The sequence below is a fragment of the Saccharothrix sp. ALI-22-I genome, from assembly GCF_001984175.1.
Lineage (GTDB): Bacteria > Actinomycetota > Actinomycetes > Mycobacteriales > Pseudonocardiaceae > Actinosynnema.
In genome coordinates, this window is record NZ_MTQP01000066.1 from 182,518 (window position 1) to 200,674 (window position 18,157).

An 18,157-nucleotide genomic window follows, 5' to 3' on the forward strand; every position below is an offset into this window, starting at 1 on the left:
TTCAGACGTCCTGAGTCCCACGTTCGGTCTCCCCCGGTTCCCGGCGCACGACCATGGTGTTGCGGTTGCGCCCGGCGACGTGCTCGTAGTGGAACTCGTCCAGCCCGGCCATCGCCACGTACAGGCCGAGGCCCCCGGGGTCGCGGTCGGCCGGGTGCGTGGCCAGCACGGCGCCGGCGCAGTGGGTGCGCGGGTCGAATGGCGGCGCGCGGTCCTCCGTGCGCACCCACACGCGGTCGTCGTCGACGCCGCCGCACACGGCCACGACACCCGTGCCGCCGTAGCCGTGCTCCACGATGTTGGTCGCGATCTCGTCGGCGGCCAACCGCAGCCGGTAGGCCTGCCCGCGGGTCAGCTCGGCGCACTCGGCCAGGCCGCGCACCAGGTCCGCGACCCGCGGGCCCACCGCGTCCGGTGTGGACACCTCATCGGTCATGCCCCGGTCGGCTCCTGCATCACCACGCTGCGGTCGAACCCGGTGAGCCGGATCGTCTCGGCCACCTCGGGCAGGGCGCCGACCAGCACGATCTCCACGCCCCGGCCCAGCTTCTGGTGCGCGTACACCAGGCTGCGCAGGCCCGCGGACGACAGGTAGGTCAGCTGGTCCATCAGCAGCACCATCCGGTGCAGCTCCTGCGTCGCCACCTCCTCGATCACCCGGTTGAGACGGCCGGCGGACTTGGACTCCAGCTCGCCGCGCAACCGGATCGTGGCGATGCCGTCCCACACGTGGCTCTTGGCTTCGAAACTCATCGTCCCTCACTCCTGTAACGTCGGACGGGAGGTCAGCACCACCACCGACCGCGGTCCCGCCCACAGCCGCGACCGGTCGGCCAACGGCGGTTCGTGCCCCGGTTCGGCCACCACGCCCGCGCCCGTGTCGGCGAACAGGCGCCAGTCGATCCCCTCCGGCAGCGCCAGTTCCACGCCCTCCCAGTGCGCGTTCGCCGCCACGTACACGTGGTCGTCACCGAAGACCACCGACGCGGCGAGCAGCCTGCTGTCCGGCGACCAGTCGGGTTCGCCGACCCGCGTGCCGTGCCACGTCACGTCGTGCCCGCCGACCAGGTGGCCACGGCGGCGCAGCGCCGGGTGCGCGGCCCGGAACGCGATCACCCGGCGGGTGAACTCGAACAGCTCCTCGTTGCGCTTGACCAGGTCCCAGTCGAACCACGACAGCTCGCTGTCGTGGCAGTAGGCGTTGTTGTTGCCGCGCTGGGTGCGGCCGACCTCGTCGCCCGCGAGCAGCATCGGCACGCCCTGGCTGGTGAGCAACAGCAACAACGCGTTGCGCACCTGCCGGTCGCGCAGCGCCAGGACGTCCGGGTCGTCGGTGGGTCCTTCGACGCCGCTGTTCCACGAGTGGTTGCCGGAGTCGCCGTCGCGCCCGCCCTCGCCGTTGGCCTCGTTGTGCTTGTCGTTGTAGGCGACGAGGTCGGCGAGGGTGAACCCGTCGTGCGCGGTGACGAAGTTGACCGACGCGGCGGGCTCACGGTCGCCGTACAGGTCGGGCGAGCCGACGAACCGGGTGGCCATCTCCCCCACGACGTCGTCGTCACCCTTGACGAACCGGCGCAGCGCGTCGCGGTAGCGGCCGTTCCACTCGGCGAACCGCCGGTAGCCGGGGAAGCTGCCGACCTGGTAGAGCCCGGCGGCGTCCCAGGCCTCGGCTATCAGCTTGCAGTCGCGCAGCACAGGGTCGCCGGCCAGCGCCTCCACCAGCGGCGGGTTGGCCAGCACCGAGCCGTCCGGACCCCGGGAGAGGATCGCGGCCAGGTCGAACCGGAACCCGTCGACGTGGAACTCCGAGGCCCAGTACCGCAGGCAGTCCAGCAGGAACCCGCGCACGACCGGGTCGTTGCAGTTGACCGTGTTCCCGGTGCCGCTGAAGTTGAGGTAGTCGCCGTCCGGGGTGAGCATGTAGAACGTGCGGTTGTCCAGGCCGCGGAAGGAGATCGTCGGCCCCCACTCGTTGCCCTCGGCGGTGTGGTTGAACACCACGTCGAGCACGACCTCGATACCGGCCTTGTGCAGTTCCCGCACCAGCGCCTTGAGTTCGTCCACAGCGGACGGTCCGGCCGCGAAGGACGCCTTGGGGGCGAAGAACCCCACCGTGCTGTAGCCCCAGTAGTTGTACCACCAGGTGTCGGTGGCCGGGTCGTGGCGGGAGTTGGTGAACTCGTCGAACTCGAACACCGGCATCAGCTCGACGCAGTTGACGCCCAACCGTTGCAGGTAGGGGATCTTCTCCACCAGGCCCGCGTACGTGCCGGGCCGGTCGACGCCGGAGTTCGGGTGCCGGGTGAAGCCGCGCACGTGCGCCTCGTAGACGACCAGGTCCTCCTGCGCGATGCCGGGCCGCCGGTCGTCCTGCCAGTCGAACTCGTCGCGCACCACGCGGGAGCGCCACGCGGTCTGCTCGTACAGCCCCGGCCGCACACCCCACTCCTCCGCGCCCGCCAACGCCTTCGCGTACGGGTCGGCGATCACCACCGTCGGGTCGAACCGGTGCCCGGCGTCCGGGTCGAACGGCCCGTCCACCCGGTAGCCGTAGTCCACGTCGTCGGCGTCCACGCCGAGCACGGTCATCGCCCACGCGCCGCCGACCCGGAAGTCCTCCGGGAACGGCAGCTCGGCCAGCATCTCCGGCTCACCGCGCCGGAACAGCACCAGGGTCACGGCGGTGGCGTGGTTGGACGACACCGCGAAGTTCACGCCGCCGGGGACCGGGGTGGCGCCGAACGGCAGCTGCCGCCCGGCACGCACCTCGAAACCGGCGATCCACCGGGTGGACAGGTCCGCGGTCACCGCTCACCCCTCGGCGGGCGCCAAGTGGGCCCGCACGGTCAGGTCGTGATCGGAGTCGGGCAGGTTCACCGTCATCGCGACCGGGTCGAAATCGGCGTAGGGCCGTCCGTCGACCTCCACCCACTCCAGCTGCGCCGAACCCGGGGGCAGCGCGTCCGGCGCCACCCGCAGCACGCGGTCCTTGAACCCGTCCGCGCGCGGCTTGAACCACAGCGACAACGGTCCGCCGCCCAGCAGCAGCCGGCCGTACACAGTGGACAGGAACGCCAGCTCCGCCGCGTGGTACATGGACATCGAGTGGCTGCCCTTCAGCCGTTCGGTGCCCAGCAGGTACGGGTGGCCGTCGGCGAGGACGTTGAAGTACACGCCGCCCTCGTCGTGGTCGAGGAAGAAGGCGTTGTAGAACGCCTGCGCCTCGCGGCCGTGCTTCAGGAACTCCTGGTCGCCGGTGGTGCCGGCGAGGATCAGGTAGGCCAGGATGGCCTGCTCCTGCTGCCACCACGCCTTGCGGTCGTGCCACACCAGCCGGTGCCGGTCCTGGCCCACGCCCAGCACCCGCTGCACCACGTCGTACCAGCCGCCGCGCTGCCGGTCCGCGCCGAACGCGGGCAGCGACCGGGCGATCCGGTCGGCCAGCACCGAGTACGAGTCCTTGGCCTTGATCGCGTTCATCCTGGTCAGGTTCCACGCGATCTTGAGGTTGTGGCCGACCACCGCGCGGTCCTGCTGCCAGCCGTGGGTGCGGTCGGGTGACCAGTCGCCGTGGAACCGCTCCTGCACGAACGGGCTCGTCGCGTCCGGGAAGTGGTCGACGATCATGTCGAACGTCTCCTCCAGCATCCGCGCGTGCCGCTCTTCACCGGTGGCCAGGTAGAGGTTGATCAGGTACGCGGGGGCGTGGTCGCCGATGGAGTTCCAGTTCTTGCGCGACCGGTTCGGGCCGAGGGACTCGTGGTGCGGGCTGAGCAGGATCGGGTCGATGTGCGAGTAGTAGCCGCCGCGCACCGGGTCCTTGAAGAACCGGTCGAACAGCCGCAGCGTGCCGTCGATGTCGGAGGCGATGCGCGGGTCGCCGGTGATCCGGTAGGTCTGGGTCGGCCCGACCAGGGCGTAGATCTGCTCGTAGGCCGGGATGGACTGCGAGTCGTCGCTGAACTCCGACGCGAAGCACCGCGACTGGATGCCGTCGCGCACGTCGATGCCGTGGTACCAGTACACGACGTTCTCGTCGCGGTCCACGAACCGCATGTTCTCGCGCAGGTACTCGGTGCCGCGCTCGGCGACGCCGAGGAAGTCCTCGTCACCGGTGAGCATGTACGCGCTGGCCATGCCGTACACCAGGCGGGAGACGGTGTCGGTCTCCTGGACGTGGTCGTCCGCCTTGTCGCCGCCCAGGCGCAGCACGGTGCGGTAGTCGGCGAAGTCGACCGGGTTGGTGGCGCCGAACTGGGCGTGCCGGTAGAACCGGGCGAGCTCGGCCAACTGCCGGGGCCACCAGTCGGTCTCCTCGAACCGGTAGCCCTCACCCGGCCCGACCAGCACGACCCGCTTGGCGTCGAACGTGGTGGCGCCGCGCTCCGGGTAGAACAGGCCGTGCACGAACACGTGCCGTCCGGGGCGGAGCAGCTCGACCATCGGCTCCGACACGCCGACGGGCCGTTCACCGAGGTTGCGGATCATCTCCGCGTAGGTGTCGCGGGTGATCTTCGCCCGCACCGGGCGGCCGTCGCTGGTGCGCAGGTCGAGCGCGCCCCGAGTGGGGTCGTACCCGACCACGTACCCCGCCACCAGGTCGGAGAACACGAAATCCATAGCGTTGTCCATTCTGAATTGCCGCTGCTCCGCAGACGGCGGCGAGGTCGCCTGGAAGTCGGTCGTTCGCGCCTGATTTTCCGACGATCGAAAAGCGTGATCGCCGGAAAATCAGGCACGAACGACCGACGCGACCTCGCGGGGCGGGCGTTCGGTTCAGCGGCGTCCCGCTACGCCCGGTCTTCTGCGGCGTGGCGAGGGGAGGGGGGCATTCCGATGCCGCGGAGCATCCGCTGGCGGCTGCGCATGGTGCCGACTGGGGTGCGGGCGGCGATGAGGTCGATCAGGGTGCGGGCGAAGAGGTGCGCGGCGTCGGCGCTGCGGCCGGTGACCAGGTCGCCGTCCACCACCACGTCCTGGTCGGTGTAGACCGCGCCCATGTTGCGCACGTCCCCGATCAGGTTGTTGTGGCAGGTGACCCGGCGACCGGCCACCACCTCGGGGATCGGCGCGACCAGCCACATGCCGTGGCAGATGATGCCCTTGAGCACGCCGGGTGTGGCGAACGCGCGTTCCAGCAGCCGCACCGCGGGCGCGTTGGTGTTGACGTCCTCGCTGTAGCGCAACCGGTCCGACACCATCCCCGAGGGCACGATGATCGCGTCGTAGCTCTTCAGCCTGGCGTCGTCCACCGCCTCCAGGTCACCGGTGACGGTCATCGGCACCTGGTACTCGTGGCCGGTGAAGGTGATCGACTCCTGACCCCACAGCCGGGTCAGGTAGTCGATCGTGGCGCCCTCCTCGGCGAACCTCCGCTCGTAGTAGGCGATTTCCGGTTCGACGTAATCGGTTTCCATCAGGATCGCGATGGTGCGGCCGGCCAACTGGCCACTCTCGCGACGCGCGAGGGTCGGCATGTCTCCCCCGCTACTTCGTGACCAGGTCGACCAGGAACGGACCGGTGGCGGTGAGCATGCGGCGCACCGCGCCCGCCACCTGGCTCGGCTTCTCCACCCGCATGCCGTCCACGCCCAGCGCTCGGGCCAGCTCGACGAACCCGATCTCCGGCTTGCCCAGGTCGAACCCGGACGGGTACTCGTGCCGGTCGATGCCGCGTTCGCGCCAGTACTGCTCGATGTTGAGGTCCAGCAGCTCGTAGCGGTGGTTGTTGCAGATGACGAACTTGGCGTTGACGCCTTCCCGGGCCGCGGTCCACAGCGCCTGGATGGTGTACATGCTGCCGCCGTCGCCGGTGAAGCCGATGACCTCGGCGTCGGGCCGGGCCATCTTGGCGCCGATGGCGCCGGGGATGCCGATGCCCAGCGAGCCGCCGCGGGTGGAGAAGTAGTTGCCGGCCACGCGCGGCGGCAGGTACTTGGTCAGGCCCGGCGAGGCGGTGAGCGCCTCGTCGAACACGACCAGGTCGCTGCCGCCCTGCTCGGCGAGTTCGGCCGCGAACAGCTCCATCATCGGCGCGTTCTGCTCCGGCCGGGGTCTGCGCCACACGGCGGAGGATCGGGCGGTGGGCCTGCGGCCGGCGGCGAAGAGCCGTTCGGCCAGGGCCGCCAGGGTGTGCTTGGGATCGGCGGCCAGGGCCACGTCCACCGGGTGGTTCTTGGCGATCTCGTAGGTGTCCAGGTCGACGTGGACGATCTTGGCGTCGGCCCGGAACGGGTTGTGCAGCGAGGGGAACACCTCGGGGAACACGTAGGTGCCCACGATCAGCACGGCGTCCGCGTCGGCGACTTGCCGTTCGCTGTTGGCGCCGAACATGTGCCCGAGTTGCCCCTGCCACAGCGGGTGGGTGTTGTCCATGTTGAGTTCGGAGGAGTCCAGGCCCCACACCGGCGCGTCGAGCAGTTCCGCGACGCGGGTCAGCTCCTCCTGGGCGCCGGAGACCGACACGCCGTCACCCATGAGGATCACGGGGTGGTACGCGCCGGTCAGCGCGGCGGTCGCCCTGTCCAGGTCCTGTGGGACAGGGACGACCGCCTGGCTGGGGATGGTGCTGGGCCACACCGGCTCGGTGTTCTCCGCGTCGAGCACGTCCATCGGCAGCGCGACGAAGACCGGGCCGCGTGGCGCGGTCATGGCGGTCTTCACCGCGCGGCGCAGGGTGCGCAGCAGCGACGAGGGGTGGGTGACCCGGGTGGCCCACTTGGTCACCGGCGTCGCCATCGCGACGAGGTCGGTGGCCATCTGCGAGTCCATCGCGTCGTACCGCACCCCGGCCTCGCCCGCGATGACCACCAGCGGTGAATGACCGCGCATGGCCTGGTACAGCATGCCGATGCCGTTGCCGAGCCCCACTCCGGTGTGCAACTGGACCAGTGCGGGGCCCGCCGTCGCCCTGGCGTAGCCGTCGGCCATCGCGATCGCGACGGTCTCCTGCAACGCCAGGACGTACTCGAAGCCCGGCACGCCCTCCAGGATGTCCAGGAATCCTTCTTCGACGGTTCCCGGATTCCCGAACATCCGGGTAAAGCCATCCGCGACGAACTGCTCGAAGATGGCTACCTTTCCCGGCCTTGCGGTCATGACCGATTTCCTTCCCGGTTGGTAGTGGCTAGCGGGTCACCAGCCGAATCGGCGCAGACCCGACTCCAGGACTTCGACGAGCTTTTCGCCGGCCGGGAACGAGTCCGGCGTGGAACGCGCGGTGATGAACGGGAAGTCCACGATCACCGACACTTCCTTGCCCACGTTGCCGTGGTAGCCGCCGTCCGGGCCGGTGGCGTCGCGGAGGATGTACTCCAGCGGGTACGGCGGCGGACCCATGTTGAAGTCGACGCCGATGAATCCGGTGCCGTCCTTGTAGTCGTACTCCTTGCAGTGGCCGGTGACGTGCTTGCCCCAGATGATCGACTTGCGGTCCTCCCAGTCGCGGGCGAAGGCCAGCGGCGCGACGCCGTAGCACTCGCCGACGACAGGCTTGTCCGCGCGGATGAACGCCAGGATCAGCTCGTGCAGCCGCTCGTTGTTGGCCAGATCCACGATCGGGCCCGAGCCGCCGACGATCACCAGCGCGTCGAACTGCCTGATGTCGTCGTCGAGGTTGCCCAGCTCACGGTTGTAGGCCTCGATCTTGCGCAGGAAGTCCGGCTCGCTGAAGTACGGGCGGTCGGGAATCCACTCGGACAGGCTGATGGGGTTGTCGAGCCGGGACGACTCGTCCAGTTCCTTGGCCGCGACCGCGACCTCGGGCGTGGTCACCGACCGGCCCAGGGGCGGGTCGATGTAGCCGGGGTCCAGGCTCGGCGGGAGGGCGCGGGCCCGCGCGCCGGTGGGCGTCGCGAAGACCGACTGGTAGCCCTGCTCGTCGAACGTGGCGACCGGGCCGAGCAGTTCCTCGCCCCAGTAGCCGTATTCCGAGAGGACGATCAGAATCTTCTTCGTCATCGTTTCTCCGTCACTGGTGTCGGCAGTGTTGAATTCGTCTGCCGGGAGCAAGTTGACCAGCGCGGCCGGTTGACGACAAGGAGCCGGGTGACCTGCGGCGTCACTCCGTGCAGTGCGCCGAGGAGTTAACGCGAAAGCCCGGCCGGACGGTCCGCGCACACTTCGTCAGCTCACCCCTGGACAAGGCCGTCGTCGCTGGTCACGAACTTTCCGAACCGATCGAGCAACGCTTATCGCGGCGTTGGCGGTGCGGCATCCTTTTGTTTGATCCACCGAGAAAGGACGGCAGCGATGTCCGGCCGAATCTATGTCGAAGATGTTATGCCGGTGGTCGCCGCAGGACGTTATCCCGCGAAAGCTGTGGTGGGAGAGCACGTACCGGTGACGGCGGCGATCTGGCGAGAAGGGCACGACGCGGCGGGCGCGACCGTGGTGTGGCGCGGACCGGGCGACCGGCTGGCGCGGCAGACCCGCATGGTGCTGGTCGACCCGGGCGCGGACCGCTGGGCGGCCTCGATAGCGCCGGACGTGCCCGGCGCGTGGACCTTCCGCGTGGACGCGTGGTCCGATCCGTGGGCCACCTGGGTGCACGCGGTGCGGGCCAAGCTCGACGCGGGCCAGGGAGCGGCGGAGCTGGCGAACGACCTGGCCGCGGGCGTGGACCTGCTGCGGCGGGCGACGCTGGTGAAACGGCCGCGCGAGGAGCGGACGGCGCTGCTGGACGCGGCGCGCGTGCTCGCCGACCCGTCGTTCCCGCCGGGCAGGCGGGTCTCGGCGGCGCTGGCCGACGTGGTCGCGCGGGCGATGCGGGAACGCCCGGTGCGCGAGCTCGTCAGCCGCGGCGAGACCCACCAGCTGTGGGTGGACCGGACCCGTGCGGTGTTCGGCTCCTGGTACGAGTTCTTCCCCCGGTCCACCGGGGGGTGGGACGCGGAAGGCAGGCCCGTGCACGGCACGCTCGCCACCGCCGCCGACGCGTTGGAGCGCATCGCCCGGATGGGGTTCGACGTGGTGTACCTGCCGCCGATCCACCCGATCGGTGTGGTGAACCGCAAGGGCCGCAACAACTCCCTGACCCCCGGCCCTGACGACGTCGGCTCGCCGTGGGCGATCGGGTCGCGCGACGGCGGCCACGACACCGTGCACCCCGACCTGGGCACGCTGGTCGACTTCAAGGCGTTCGCGGACCGGGCGCACGAGCTGGGGCTGGAGATCGCGCTGGACCTGGCCCTGCAATGCGCGCCGGACCACCCGTGGGTCACCGAGCACCCCGAGTGGTTCACCACGCTCGCCGACGGCACCATCGCCTACGCGGAGAACCCGCCGAAGAAGTACCAGGACATCTACCCGCTCAACTTCGACAACGACCCCGAGGGGTTGCGCGCCGAGGTCCTGCGGGTCGTGCTGCACTGGGTCGGCCACGGCGTGAAGATCTTCCGGGTCGACAACCCGCACACCAAGCCGCCGGACTTCTGGCACTGGCTGATCTGGCGGGTCAAGCACCAACACCCGGACGTGCTGTTCCTGGCCGAGGCGTTCACCCGGCCCGCGCGGCTGTACGGGTTGGCGCGCCTGGGTTTCGACCAGAGCTACACCTACTTCACCTGGCGCGACACCAAGGCCGAGCTGACCGAGTTCGGCGCCGAGATCGCCGCGCACGGCCACGAGGCCCGCCCGAACCTGTTCGTGACCACGCCGGACATCCTGCCGACGAGCCTTCAACTCGGTCTGCCCGCGATGTCCGCGCTGCGCGCGACCCTGGCCGCCACCCTCGCCCCGACCTGGGGCGTCTACTCCGGTTTCGAGCTGCACGAGCACGAGGTGCTGCGCGAGGGCGGCGAGGAGTTCCTGGACTCCGAGAAGTACGAGCTGCGCCCGCGCGACTTCGAGGGCGCTCTGCGTCAGGGCCGCTCCCTGGAGCCGTGGCTGACCAGGCTCAACGAGCTGCGCCGCGCCCACCCCGCGCTGCGCCAGCTGCGCGAACTGCGCTTCCACGACGTCGACAACGACGCCCTGATCGCCTACTCCAAGACCGACCCGGCCTCCGGCGACACCGTCGTGTGCGTCGTGACCCTCGACCCGCGCGAGCCCCAGGAGGGCACTTTGCGGCTCGACCTGGCCGCCCTCGGACTCGAAGAGCGGTTCACCGCGCACGACGAGGTGACCGGGCAGACCTGGCGCTGGGGCCGGGAGAACTACGTCCGCCTCGACCCCGCCGTGGCGGTGGCCCACATCGTCGACGTCGGCCACCCCGCACGTCGCAGCGAAGGAGCGTGACCCCGTGCCCCTCATCAACGGCAGAGCCCTGGCAGACGACGCCGGCGACGCGGACTGGTTCAAACGCGCGGTCTTCTACGAAGTGCTGGTCGGCGCGTTCGCCGACGGCAACGGCGACGGCATCGGCGACCTGGCCGGCTTGGAGTCCAAGCTGGACTACCTGGAGTGGCTGGGCGTGGACTGCGTCTGGCTGCCCCCGTTCTACGCCTCGCCGATGAACGACGGCGGCTACGACATCAGCGATTTCCGCGCCGTGCGGCCCGAGTTCGGCGACCTGGCCGACTTCGTCCGGCTGCTGGACTCCGCGCACCGCCGCGGCATGAAGGTCATCACCGACCTGGTCATGAACCACACCTCGTCGGCTCACCCGTGGTTCCAGGAGTCGCGCCGCGACCCCGACGGCCCGTTCGGCGACTTCTACGTGTGGAGCGACACCGACCAGCGCTACGACGAGACCCGCATCATCTTCGTCGACACCGAGAAGTCCAACTGGACCTGGGACACCGAACGCGGCCAGTTCTACTGGCACCGGTTCTTCTCCCACCAGCCCGACCTCAACTACGACAACCCCGCCGTGCAGAGCGCCATGCTCGACGTGCTGCGGTTCTGGCTGGACCTGGGCATCGACGGGTTCCGCCTGGACGCGGTGCCGTACCTGTTCGAGCGCGACGGCACCAACAACGAGAACCTGGCCGAGACGCACGACTTCCTCAAGCTCGTGCGCAAGGTCGTCGACGACGAGTACCCCGGCCGGGTCCTGCTCGCCGAGGCCAACCAGTGGCCCGCCGACGTCGCCCACTACTTCGGCGACCCCGAGGTCGGCGGCGACGAGTGCCACATGGCGTTCCACTTCCCGCTCATGCCGCGGCTGTTCATGGCGCTGCGCAAGGAGTCCGGCTTACCGGTGTCGGAGATCCTGGCCCGCACGCCCGGCATCCCGTCCAGCGCGCAATGGGGCATCTTCCTGCGCAACCACGACGAGCTCACCCTCGAAATGGTCAGCGACGAGGAACGCGACTACATGTACGGCGAGTACGCGCCGGACCCCCGGATGAAGGCCAACGTCGGCATCAGGCGCCGCCTCGCGCCCCTGCTGGACAACGACCGCGCCCAGCACGAACTGCTCACCGCGATCCTGCTGTCCATGCCGGGCTCCCCCGTCCTGTACTACGGCGACGAGATCGGCATGGGCGACAACATCTGGCTGCCCGACCGCGACGGCGTGCGCACCCCGATGCAGTGGACCCCCGACCGCAACGCCGGGTTCTCCACCGCCGACCCCGGCCGGCTGTGCCTGCCGGTCGTCAACGACATCGTCTACGGCTACCAGGCCGTCAACGTCGAGGCCCAGTTACCCGTCCAGGCGTCGCTGCTGAACTGGACCCGCCGGATGCTCGCGGTGCGCCGCGAACACGAAGCGTTCGGCCTCGGCACATTCGCCGAAGCCGACGTCTCCAACACCGCCGTGCTCGCCTACCTGCGCCGACACGGCGACGAGACGCTGCTGTGCGTCTTCAACTTCTCCCGCCACCCGCAACCGGTCGAGGTGAAGCTCCCCGGCCTCGACGGCGCCGTCCCGGTCGAACTCACCGGCGGCGTGCGGTTCCCCGCGATCGGCGCCGAGCGCTACCAGCTCACCCTCCCCGGCCACGGCTACTACTGGTTCCGACTCGAAGGCGGTGTGTCATGACGACCGCGGTGGACACCCTCACCGGCGCGCTCGCCGGCTGGCTGCCCCGACAGCGCTGGTACGCGGGCAAGGACCGGGCGCCGGGAACGGTGCACGTCGAACGCGTCACCCCGCTGCTGCACGGCGACCCGGCACTGCTGCACGTCCTCGTGGCGGTCGACGGCGAGCGGTACCAGGTGCTGCTGGGCAGGCGGTCCTCCTTGCCCGCCGACCTCGCCGACGCCGCCATCCTGGACACACCCGGCGGAGTCGTCTACGCGGCCACCCACGACGGCGAGTTGATGTCCCGCCTCCTCGGCTGCCTCCAGGGCACCGCCGATGGACCCGTGTTCGACACCGAACCCGGCGCCCGCGTCGCGTTCGACCTGCCCGCCCGCATCCTGCCCGTCGAGCAGAGCAACACCTCGCTGATCTTCGGCGACCGGTACATCCTCAAGCTGTTCCGCCGCGTGCTGCCCGGCGCGCACCCCGACGTCGAACTCCACCGCGCCCTGCACTCCGTGGGCGCCCGGCACGTCGCCAGGATGCTCGGCAGCCTCACCGTCGAGGTCGACGGCATCCCCGCCGCGCTCGGCATCCTCCAGGAGTTCCTGCCCGACGCCCAGGACGGCTGGACCCTCGCCACCACCGACCGGGCCGCGTTCGCCGGTGAGGCCGCCGAACTCGGCCGCTCCGTCGCCACCGTGCACAACGCCCTGTCCAGCGCGTTCGGGCCGCGCAACATCGCCGTTGACGACCTCGCCGACACCGCCGACCGCCTGCACCTGCGGTTCGCCGCGCTCGCCGACGGCATCCCCGAACTCGCGCCGCACGAGCGCGCCCTGCGCGAGGCGTTCGACCGGGTCCGCACCGCACGCGGGCCGTTCACCCTGCAACGCGTGCACGGCGACCTGCACCTGGGGCAGGCACTGCGCTCGGGCGGCCGGTGGACGTTGATCGACTTCGAAGGCGAGCCCGGACAGCCCCTCGCCGAACGCAACGCGCCGCGCCACCCGTTGCAGGACGTGGCCACGATGCTGCGCTCGTTCGACTACGCCGCCCACCACGGCGGCGCGGCTGACGTGGCCTGGGCCCAACGGATGCGTGACGCGTTCTGCGACGGCTACGCCGAGATCCTGGACGACCCACGTGACCAGCCCGTGCTGCTGCACGCCTTCGAGCTGGACAAAGCCGTCTACGAAGTCGCCTACGAGCGGGCACACCGCCCCGACTGGACGTCCATCCCGCTCGGCGCGATCACCCGCATCCTCGGTGCCGCGTCATGACCGCCGTCCTCCCGCCCCTCGAAGAGGTGGATCGGCTCCTCGTCGGCGACCACCGGGACCCGCACGCAGTCCTCGGCGCGCACCCGGCCGGATCTGACACCGTCGTGCGGACCGTGCAACCCGGCGCGCACGCCGTCACCGTCGTCGCCGACGGCGTCCGACACGAACTCACCGACCTCGCACACGGACTGTTCGCCGGCTTCGTCCCCGGACGCGTCACCGACTACCGATTCGAGGTCGAACACGGCCACGAACTGCGCGTGGTCGAAGACCCCTACGCGTGTCCACCGACCGTGTCACCTGCCGACTTGGACCTCATAGCCCGAGGTGAACACCCCCGGCTGTGGGACGTGCTCGGCGCCCACCCGCGTGACGGCGGAGTCGCGTTCGCCGTGTGGGCGCCCAACGCCCAGGGCGTCCGCGTCGCCGGCGACTTCGACTCCTGGGTCGGCCGCGGCACACCCCTGCGCCACCTCGGCGCGGGCGTCTGGGAGGTGTTCGTACCCGGCGTCCGGCCCGGCTGCCGCTACAAGTTCCGCATCCTCGGCGCCGACGGCGGCTGGCACGAACACGCCGACCCGATGGCGTCCGCCACCGAGGTCCCGCCCGCCACCGCCTCCGTCGTCACCACCACCCACCACGAGTGGCACGACCACGACTGGGTCGCACGCAGGCCTTCCGTCGACTGGCAACGCGCCCCGATCAGCATCTACGAAGTGCACCTCGGCTCGTGGCGCGTCGGCCTCTCCTACCGCGACCTGGCCGTCGAACTCGGCGACTACGCGCAGGAGATGGGCTTCACCCACGTCGAACTCCTCCCCACCACCGAACACCCGTTCGGCGGCTCGTGGGGGTACCAGACCACCTCCTACTACGCGCCCACCGCCCGCTTCGGCACCCCCGACGAGTTCCGCCACCTGGTCGACCACCTGCACTCGCTCGGCATCGGCGTCATCCTCGACTGGGTCCCCGCCCACTTCCCCCGCGACGCCTGGGCGCTGGCCCGCTTCGACGGCACGCCCCTCTACGAACACCCCGACCCGCGCCGGGGCGAACACCCCGACTGGGGCACCCTCGTGTTCGACCTGGGTCGCCCGGAAGTGTGCAACTTCCTCGTCTCCTCGGCCCTCTACTGGCTCACCGAATTTCACCTCGACGGGTTACGGGTCGACGCCGTCGCCTCCATGCTCTACCTCGACTACTCCCGCCCCGACGGCCAGTGGCTGCCCAACGAGCACGGCGGGCGGGAGAACCTGGAGGCCGTCGCGTTCCTGCGCACGCTCAACGAGACCGTCGCCACCCGGTGCCCCGGCGTGCTGGTGTTCGCCGAGGAATCCACCACCTGGCCCGGCGTGACCAGCGACGACGGCCTCCGGTTCGATTTCAAGTGGAACATGGGCTGGATGCACGACACGCTGCACTACCTGCGCCACGACCCCATCCGGCGGGCCCACCACCACGGTGAAATAACTCATTCGATCGAGTACGCGTGGAGCGAGAACTACCTCCTGCCGCTGTCCCACGACGAAGTCGTGCACGGCAAGGGCTCCCTGTGGCAGCGCATGCCCGGTGACGACCAGCGCAAAGCCGCCGGCGTGCGTGCCCTGCTCGCCTACCAGTGGGCCCACCCCGGCAAGAAACTGCTGTTCATGGGCGGTGAGTTCGGCCAACCGCGGGAGTGGGACGCCGACGACTCGCTGGCCTGGTGGCTGCTCGCCGAACACGGCGGCATGAACTACCACCGGGGCATCCAGCGGATGGTCGCCGACCTCAACGAGGTCTACCGGCGTGAACCGGCCCTGCACACGCTCGACGGCACACCCGGCGGGTTCTCCTGGATTCGCGCCGACGACGCGGCGAACAACGTCATCGCGTTCCAGCGGCACGGCGCGGACGGCTCGGTGCTCGTGTGCGTGGTCAACTTCGCCGGTGTGGCCCACCACGACTACCGGCTCGGCCTGCCGCGCACGGGCCGGTGGCAGGAGGTGCTGAACACCGACCTGACGGACTACGGCGGGACGGGCGTGGTCAACGGTGCGGTGGAGGCGGTCGCCGAACCGCTGGACGGCCTGGCCGCGACCGCCGTGCTGCGACTGCCCGCGAACGGGGTCGTCTGGCTGACCCCGGCGTGAGCGCGTGGGGCCCGGCCTCGCCTGGTCCGCTCGGCCTCTCCCGGCCTGATCCGGGTCTGCTCCGGGTCTGATCTGGGCGAACCGGGCCCCACCCGATCGGCGTCGATCGTTTTCGCAACCCTGGCCGTACCTCTCCCTGAACACGCGTGTAACTTCCGTCCAAACGGGGTAGAGGATTTTCCATGAGCAGCACACCTATCTACGACGAGCTGGCCGCCATCCTGCTCGCCGACCACGCCGCCGCGCCCGAATCCGCGGTCGCCGGCAAGCAACAGGCCGAGCCGGTGGACGAGGCCTCCAAGCAGGTCCGCACCGGTGGTCGACGGCGCAAGCCCGAACCGGATGCTTGATCTTTAAATCAACACTGAAGCCATAGAGCCCATCATGGGTCGAACGCGTGTTCGACCCAAGCGTTATGCTGCCGTCATGCAGGTGTCGCTGTTCGACGACGGCGCGCAGACGCCCGCCTTGCGCCCGCTGACCGGCGTGCGACGGACGGTGCTGGGTGACGGCGCGTGGGTCGACGTGCTCCCCGGCTGGCTGACCGGCGCGGACGCGCTGTTCCAGCGCCTGGCCGCCGAGGTGCCCTGGCGTGCCGAGCGCAGGCAGATGTACGAGCGCGTGGTCGACGTCCCGCGCCTGCTCTGCTTCTACGACGAGGACGCTCCCCTGCCGGACCCCGTGCTGACACGGGCCCGCGACGAGTTGAGCGCCTGGTACGCCGAGGAGTTGGGCGAACCGTTCCGCACCGCCGGGCTCTGCTACTACCGCGACGGGCGGGACTCCGTGGCCTGGCACGGTGACACGATCGGGCGAGGCTCCACTGAGGACACGATGGTGGCGATCCTGTCCGCCGGCACACCACGCGCGCTGGCGTTGCGCCCGCGCGGAGGCGGCGCGACGGTGCGGTACGCGTTGGGCCACGGCGACCTGATCGTGATGGGCGGTTCGTGCCAGCGGACGTGGGAGCACGCCATCCCCAAGGCGACCAAGCCGGTCGGACCGCGGATCAGCATCCAGTTCCGGCCACGCGGCGTGCGCTGACCCGTTCGGCGCAGCGATCTCCGGGCCCTCCCGGCGAACCGGACGTCGTCGCTGGTAGTGCCCCGAATTCTGGTCCTTGTAGACCATCACCGCCGTCACTACTCTCCCGCCTGGGAGCGCTCCCAGAATGCGTTGCGAACATCCTCAAAGGAGAGCGGTATGCGGCAACGGAGATCGATTCTCGGCACCCTGCTCACGGCCGCGGTGGCCGTCAGCGGTGTCGTCGCGATCGCCACGGCGGGACAGGTCACGGCCGCCCCGGCCGGTGGTTACCTGCACACCGCGGGCAACAAGATCGTGGACAGCACCGGCGCGACGGTCCGGCTGACCGGCATCAACTGGTTCGGCATGGAGACCGACAACAAGACCTTCCACGGGCTGTGGTCCAACCGTACATGGAAGCAGCAGCTCGACCAGATGGCCTCGCTGGGCTACAACACCCTGCGCGTGCCCTTCTCCAACGACGCGCTCAAGCCCGGCGCGACGGCGTCCGGTGTCAACGACTTCGTCAACCCCGACCTGGTCGGGCTGTCGCCGTTGCAGATCCTGGACAAGGTCATCGACTACGCGGGCCAGAAGGGGATGCGCATCATCCTTGACCGGCACCGGCCGACCAGCGCCGGGCAGTCCGCGCTCTGGTACACCGCGACCGTTCCGGAAACCACCTGGATCAACGACTGGAAGATGCTCGCCCAGCGGTACGCGGGCAACACCACGGTGATCGGCGCCGACCTGCACAACGAGCCGCACGCCGAGGGCACCAACCCCAACGCCACCGGCGCGTGCTGGGGCTGTGGCGTGGTGGAGCGCGACTGGCGGCTGGCCGCCGAACGAGCGGGCAACGCGATCCTGTCCGTGCAACCGAACTGGCTGATCTTCGTCGAGGGTGTGAGCTGCCCGAGCGGCGGGCTGTCCAACGTCTGGGACAACGACCCGTCCAACGACGAGGACTGCGGCTGGTGGGGCGGCAATCTGTCCAAGGCCGGCGAGTACCCGGTGCGACTGAGCGTGGCGAACCGGCTGGTCTACTCGCCGCACGAGTACGCGACGTCGGTGTTCGAGCAGAAGTGGTTCAACGCGCCGGACTACCCGGCGAACCTGCCCGCGATCTGGGACAAGTACTGGGGCTACCTGTACAAGAGCGGCACGGCGCCGTTGATGATGGGCGAGTTCGGCTCGACGTTGGCCAACCCGAAGGACAAGATCTGGCTGGAGAACCTGATGGCCTACACCGGCACCGGGGTCAACGGCATGTCGTTCACCTACTGGTCGTGGAACCCGAACAGCGGTGACACGGGCGGCATCGTGGGCGACGACTGGACCACGGTGAACCAGGCCAAGCAGTCGATCCTCCAGTCGTACCTGATCCCACCGACGGGCGGTGGGACTACTACGACGACGACCACCACTACTTCCGGTGGCAACGGTCCTGGTGCGTGCAAGGCGGTGTGGCGGCAGGACAACGCCTGGCAGGGCGGTTTCCAGGGGTCGTTGACGGTGACGAACAGCGCCAGTGGTGCGGTCAACCCGTGGCAGGTCGTGTTCACGCTGCCCGCCGGGGTGACCATCGCCAGCGGGTGGAACGGCACGTTCAGCCAGAGCGGGACCACGGTGACGGTGACCGCGCCGTCGTACTCGCCGTCTTTGGGTGCGGGTGCGTCGGTGGCGCTCGGGTTCACCGCGAACGGCACGGCGGGCGCGCCTTCCGGCGTGACGCTGGGCGGGGCCGCCTGCACGGCGTGACCTGTTCGGAGGGTCGTGGCCTTCGCCTCCACGGCCCTCCGACGCGC

General features: G+C 69.9%; 14 protein-coding genes. 7 read left to right on the plus strand and 7 right to left on the minus strand.

What is annotated here, in order from left to right:
- Nucleotide 1: 1 nt before the first annotated feature.
- The 7 genes from ALI22I_RS29425 to ALI22I_RS29455 all read right to left on the minus strand — a co-directional run bounded on the left by ALI22I_RS29425 (nt 2) and on the right by ALI22I_RS29455 (nt 7,959).
- Complete coding sequence (locus ALI22I_RS29425; protein WP_077008814.1) at nt 2–436, minus strand: ATP-binding protein; 435 nt, start codon at nt 434–436, stop codon at nt 2–4.
- A complete protein-coding gene (locus tag ALI22I_RS29430; RefSeq protein WP_077008815.1) occupies nt 433–753 on the minus strand; it encodes an STAS domain-containing protein in 321 nt (106 codons plus the stop codon). Before ALI22I_RS29430 ends, ALI22I_RS29425 begins: the two co-directional genes overlap by 4 nt.
- 6 nt (nt 754–759) lie before the next feature.
- Nucleotides 760–2,808, minus strand: coding sequence for a glycogen debranching protein GlgX (gene glgX, locus ALI22I_RS29435; RefSeq protein WP_077008816.1), 2,049 nt, complete (start codon nt 2,806–2,808; stop codon nt 760–762).
- Between the two features lie 3 nt (nt 2,809–2,811).
- Nucleotides 2,812–4,620 carry an AGE family epimerase/isomerase gene (locus ALI22I_RS29440; protein WP_202971095.1) on the minus strand — a complete coding sequence of 603 codons (1,809 nt, stop codon included), beginning with the start codon at nt 4,618–4,620 and terminating at the stop codon, nt 2,812–2,814.
- Nucleotides 4,621–4,790: 170 nt separating this feature from the next.
- Nucleotides 4,791–5,477 carry a DJ-1/PfpI family protein gene (locus tag ALI22I_RS29445; protein ID WP_083752100.1) on the minus strand — a complete coding sequence of 229 codons (687 nt, stop codon included), beginning with the start codon at nt 5,475–5,477 and terminating at the stop codon, nt 4,791–4,793.
- Between the two features lie 10 nt (nt 5,478–5,487).
- Nucleotides 5,488–7,098, minus strand: a complete 1,611-nt coding sequence (locus ALI22I_RS29450) for a thiamine pyrophosphate-binding protein (RefSeq protein ID WP_077008818.1) — start codon at nt 7,096–7,098, stop codon at nt 5,488–5,490.
- A gap of 36 nt (nt 7,099–7,134) precedes the next feature.
- Complete coding sequence (locus ALI22I_RS29455; RefSeq protein WP_077008819.1) at nt 7,135–7,959, minus strand: type 1 glutamine amidotransferase domain-containing protein; 825 nt, start codon at nt 7,957–7,959, stop codon at nt 7,135–7,137.
- A gap of 291 nt (nt 7,960–8,250) precedes the next feature.
- On the opposite strand from ALI22I_RS29455, the gene ALI22I_RS29460 reads away from it, so the two are divergent.
- From ALI22I_RS29460 to ALI22I_RS29485, 7 genes are all read left to right on the plus strand, one after another.
- On the plus strand, nt 8,251–10,236 hold the full coding sequence (locus ALI22I_RS29460; protein ID WP_077008820.1) for a maltotransferase domain-containing protein: 1,986 nt from the start codon (nt 8,251–8,253) through the stop codon (nt 10,234–10,236).
- A 4-nt stretch (nt 10,237–10,240) separates the two neighbouring features.
- The gene (gene treS / locus ALI22I_RS29465; protein ID WP_083752101.1) at nt 10,241–11,926 is read left to right on the plus strand and encodes a maltose alpha-D-glucosyltransferase; all 1,686 of its coding nucleotides are present in this window, start codon (nt 10,241–10,243) and stop codon (nt 11,924–11,926) included.
- Nucleotides 11,923–13,191 carry a maltokinase N-terminal cap-like domain-containing protein gene (locus ALI22I_RS29470; protein ID WP_077008821.1) on the plus strand — a complete coding sequence of 423 codons (1,269 nt, stop codon included), beginning with the start codon at nt 11,923–11,925 and terminating at the stop codon, nt 13,189–13,191. The genes treS and ALI22I_RS29470 overlap by 4 nt, the downstream gene beginning before the upstream one ends.
- A complete protein-coding gene (gene glgB, locus ALI22I_RS29475) occupies nt 13,188–15,323 on the plus strand; it encodes a 1,4-alpha-glucan branching protein GlgB (protein WP_077008822.1) in 2,136 nt (711 codons plus the stop codon). The genes ALI22I_RS29470 and glgB overlap by 4 nt, the downstream gene beginning before the upstream one ends.
- 182 nt (nt 15,324–15,505) lie before the next feature.
- On the plus strand, nt 15,506–15,673 hold the full coding sequence (locus tag ALI22I_RS51290; protein WP_179118408.1) for a hypothetical protein: 168 nt from the start codon (nt 15,506–15,508) through the stop codon (nt 15,671–15,673).
- A gap of 76 nt (nt 15,674–15,749) precedes the next feature.
- Nucleotides 15,750–16,367 (plus strand): alpha-ketoglutarate-dependent dioxygenase AlkB, encoded by a 618-nt coding sequence (locus tag ALI22I_RS29480; RefSeq protein ID WP_077008823.1) that lies wholly within the window; start codon nt 15,750–15,752, stop codon nt 16,365–16,367.
- Between the two features lie 159 nt (nt 16,368–16,526).
- Nucleotides 16,527–18,110 (plus strand): cellulase family glycosylhydrolase, encoded by a 1,584-nt coding sequence (locus tag ALI22I_RS29485; RefSeq protein ID WP_083752102.1) that lies wholly within the window; start codon nt 16,527–16,529, stop codon nt 18,108–18,110.
- The last annotated feature ends 47 nt before the right edge of the window (nt 18,111–18,157 follow it).

What these genes read in the sequence shown, in the direction of transcription:
- ALI22I_RS29425 (WP_077008814.1), bottom strand. Translation starts at nt 436, where the DNA reads ATGACCGATGAGGTGTCCACACCGGACGCGGTGGGCCCGCGGGTCGCG.
- ALI22I_RS29430 (WP_077008815.1), bottom strand. Translation starts at nt 753, where the DNA reads ATGAGTTTCGAAGCCAAGAGCCACGTGTGGGACGGCATCGCCACGATC.
- ALI22I_RS29440 (WP_202971095.1), bottom strand. Translation starts at nt 4,620, where the DNA reads ATGGATTTCGTGTTCTCCGACCTGGTGGCGGGGTACGTGGTCGGGTAC.
- ALI22I_RS29445 (WP_083752100.1), bottom strand. Translation starts at nt 5,477, where the DNA reads ATGCCGACCCTCGCGCGTCGCGAGAGTGGCCAGTTGGCCGGCCGCACC.
- ALI22I_RS29450 (WP_077008818.1), bottom strand. Translation starts at nt 7,098, where the DNA reads ATGACCGCAAGGCCGGGAAAGGTAGCCATCTTCGAGCAGTTCGTCGCG.
- ALI22I_RS29455 (WP_077008819.1), bottom strand. Translation starts at nt 7,959, where the DNA reads ATGACGAAGAAGATTCTGATCGTCCTCTCGGAATACGGCTACTGGGGC.
- ALI22I_RS29460 (WP_077008820.1), top strand. Translation starts at nt 8,251, where the DNA reads ATGTCCGGCCGAATCTATGTCGAAGATGTTATGCCGGTGGTCGCCGCA.
- ALI22I_RS29470 (WP_077008821.1), top strand. Translation starts at nt 11,923, where the DNA reads ATGACGACCGCGGTGGACACCCTCACCGGCGCGCTCGCCGGCTGGCTG.
- glgB (WP_077008822.1), top strand. Translation starts at nt 13,188, where the DNA reads ATGACCGCCGTCCTCCCGCCCCTCGAAGAGGTGGATCGGCTCCTCGTC.
- ALI22I_RS51290 (WP_179118408.1), top strand. Translation starts at nt 15,506, where the DNA reads ATGAGCAGCACACCTATCTACGACGAGCTGGCCGCCATCCTGCTCGCC.
- ALI22I_RS29480 (WP_077008823.1), top strand. Translation starts at nt 15,750, where the DNA reads ATGCAGGTGTCGCTGTTCGACGACGGCGCGCAGACGCCCGCCTTGCGC.
- ALI22I_RS29485 (WP_083752102.1), top strand. Translation starts at nt 16,527, where the DNA reads ATGCGGCAACGGAGATCGATTCTCGGCACCCTGCTCACGGCCGCGGTG.